The sequence below is a fragment of the Thiohalocapsa halophila genome, from assembly GCF_016583825.1.
Taxonomy (GTDB): domain Bacteria; phylum Pseudomonadota; class Gammaproteobacteria; order Chromatiales; family Chromatiaceae; genus Thiohalocapsa; species Thiohalocapsa halophila.
In genome coordinates this window covers 1-2,633 of sequence record NZ_NRRV01000148.1, presented here as the reverse complement: position 1 = coordinate 2,633, position 2,633 = coordinate 1, and the positions used below count along the sequence as shown (strand labels likewise).

At 63.4% G+C, this 2,633-nt stretch carries 3 protein-coding genes; 1 reads left to right on the top strand and 2 read right to left on the bottom strand.

Annotation, left to right across the window (positions count from 1 at the left end; genetic code table 11):
* Positions 1–207 precede the first annotated feature (207 nt).
* A complete protein-coding gene (locus CKO31_RS25505; RefSeq protein ID WP_200243551.1) occupies positions 208–462 on the bottom strand; it encodes a hypothetical protein in 255 nt (84 codons plus the stop codon).
* A gap of 173 nt (positions 463–635) precedes the next feature.
* Between CKO31_RS25505 and CKO31_RS25500 the strand changes: the two genes are divergently transcribed.
* A complete protein-coding gene (locus tag CKO31_RS25500) occupies positions 636–947 on the top strand; it encodes a sulfite exporter TauE/SafE family protein (protein ID WP_200243549.1) in 312 nt (103 codons plus the stop codon).
* On the opposite strand, the gene CKO31_RS25495 is transcribed toward CKO31_RS25500, so the two are convergent.
* Positions 939–2,327 carry an IS4 family transposase gene (locus CKO31_RS25495; RefSeq protein ID WP_200243547.1) on the bottom strand — a complete coding sequence of 463 codons (1,389 nt, stop codon included), beginning with the start codon at positions 2,325–2,327 and terminating at the stop codon, positions 939–941. The genes CKO31_RS25500 and CKO31_RS25495 overlap by 9 nt on opposite strands.
* Between the last annotated feature and the right edge of the window lie 306 nt (positions 2,328–2,633).

The window sequence follows — 2,633 nt, the reverse complement described above, 5'->3', positions numbered from 1 at the left end:
ATAACTGTCAGAGCCGGATGGGCAGGCTGCGCACCGGCGCGCCGGTCGCAGCGAAAACGGCGTTGCAGACCCGAGCGCGATGGGGAGGCAGACCGGGCTCACCGACCCCGCCAGGTGATGCGCTCGGCGGCCGCGTGCACCAATAGCCAACGCGCCAGGGCACCGGCCTCCCGCAGCTTGGTCCAGGCGTCGCGAGCCGAGGTGCTCTCAATGCTCACACTGCTCGAACTTCTCCTTCGCCCCCGGCAACACCGAGATCAGGAAGGTCGAGATCAACACCACTGGCGCGAGCACGATGAGCACCAAGGCCAGGAAGAGCACGATGGGCTGCAGCGGCCCCAACGCCGGCACCACATGGGCCGCGGCCAGGAACAACAGCACGGCCGCAGCGAAGAACAGCGCGGAAATCACCACGCCCTCGCGCATGGTCTTGCAGCCGAGAATCAACAGATGTCGGGTCATGGCAGGTCCTCCGTCCGCTCCGGGGGCGCCGTCGGCGGCGCTCTTCTGGGTTCTGGTCTTGGGTCTAGCCTGGGGTCTAGCCAGGGGTGCTCTAGGGATTATCCGCCAAAGCGTAATGCATGGCATTGGTACAGCGCAGCGTTACGACGGCCGGTGCTTGGGGTGCTCCCGCGATGCCTGACCCCTCTGGAGTCTATGCAGCGGCGGTGCTGGCGGCGTCCGCGTTCGTACACGGCATCTTCGGCTTGGGCTTTCCGATGCTGGCCACACCCCTCCTCGCCTTCGGCATGGACCTGCGCGCGGCGGTGCAGTTGACGCTGTTGCCCACCATCGCCACCAACCTCGGCAGCATCGCCGGCGAGCGCCACCGCGGCGAGGCCCTGCGGCGATTCTGGCCGGAGAGTAAGCCGGGGCCTGGCCGGAATGGCACTAAGATAAGGGAGGTCGCATTTCGTGGAGCTGCATATCGGTTTGATTTAGCGTAGCTTTTTCGGATGTCCATGTTCGCTGACCTCAGCGCGGGCGTCTTTTCTCGGTTTGGTCAACAGGGGGTAGGCGTTGGCGCGACGCTTCAGCGCCCGTGGCTCTATGCGACCGGGTCGCAGACCGACGCGCGGCTCGGCAATCAGGCTCAGTACGGCAAGCACGCAAACACCATCGGAGGTTGCGGCGCCGCGCTGCTGCCAGGATAGCCAGACCTGCACGGTATGCTTGAAGCTCAACTGCCTGGGGACTTGATCGGCCAGCAAGGCGGCTTGGGCCATCAGCAAGCGGATCAGATTGTAGGCCAGTAGGTAGACCCACAGTTCCTTGCGGACCATCTCCGGTGTCTTGCAACGCAGCCGGGCCATACCGAGGGTGGTCTTGATGTTGCGCAGATCCAATTCCACGTTCCAGCGGCGCTGATGCAACACCTTCAGCTTTTTCTTCGGGGCCGCTTTGGCATCCAGGAAGGTGGTGACCATGATCTTTCCGCCGGCCGCGAACTCGCGCACCTTCAGCGTTGCCGGGGCTTGGGCATACTCCTCGGGTGTCATCCATTCCGGGCGCCTCGACGGTTTCTCCAACACCACCAGATGATCGCGCGCGCCGAGACTCTCTCCGGTTTTGAAGTCGGTGCTGCGTTTGCGCGCACCGTACTGCTCGAACACCCCATCGACGCCGCGTTGCACCAGTTCGCACAGCAGGAAATAGGTCGGGTAGAAGGCATCGCCGAGCAGGATATCGTCCACCTCAAGCGCATCGAGGAGGCTACGCAACAGGGTTTGCTCATCGCTGCCCTTGCCTTCACACGGACCGATGGCCGCAGCGAGCAGTGCGCCGCTGCCCAGGCAAATCAGTGTCACCATGCGGCAAATCGGGAAGCCTAAGCCGGGCTTCTGGCTGCTCGGCTGTGGATCGACGGCTTGGTTCTCCGCCGTGTCCGCCATGGTCGCGGTCGCGCCATCGACCAAGCGCACCGGGCGATTCCAGGAATGCCACCAGCGCGGTGCACCCGCGCCGATCATGCCGCCGACCTGCCGTGCCAACTCCGAGATCATCTCCGTCGGCAAGCGTCCGCGCGCCTGGCAGTATGCGCTCGTGCTCGCAGCACAGCGGGGCAAACCGCCGACGATACGCTTGATCACGGCCTCATCGACCGCCTGTTGACAGCTGCCGTCAGCCGAAAGTACCTGCGCCAGAAACATCGACAAGGTCTCCGTCGGCGGGAACAACCGTTCGCGATGCTCCGGCAGCAATTCTTCTACCGCATCGAACAGGCGGGCACTGGTCAACACGTTGAAGAAAGCGTATGAGTCGGTCTCGTCGGTGCGGCGCTGAATCTGTTTCTGTTGCTCCAAGGCCGGACGATGGCTAGCATGCATGAAGGCTGGCTCCTGAGATGGTCGGTGTTGTTTGGCGATTTCACCGTACCATCCTGGCCAGCCTACCCCAAGCGTTTTCAAGCGCTTGCGCTTATCTTAGTGCCATTCGGGCCTGGCCGCCGTTTAGGCAGATGTTGGTGTTCTCAGTTTGCCGCCTGGTTTCCCGGCGGTGCCACATTATCTCTGCCATGCGACGGTTCGGCGCCCGACTCCTCGCAGAACCGGACTTGGAGTGTTACACCATCCGGCTCCCAGTCTGAGTCTTCCACCAAGGGACGGGGTAGAGGTCGTGGACGATTCGAGCCC

Excerpts from the sequence above, each read along its gene's own strand:
- CKO31_RS25505 (WP_200243551.1), bottom strand. The coding sequence starts at position 462 with ATGACCCGACATCTGTTGATTCTCGGCTGCAAGACCATGCGCGAGGGC.
- CKO31_RS25500 (WP_200243549.1), top strand. The coding sequence starts at position 636 with ATGCCTGACCCCTCTGGAGTCTATGCAGCGGCGGTGCTGGCGGCGTCC.
- CKO31_RS25495 (WP_200243547.1), bottom strand. The coding sequence starts at position 2,327 with ATGCATGCTAGCCATCGTCCGGCCTTGGAGCAACAGAAACAGATTCAG.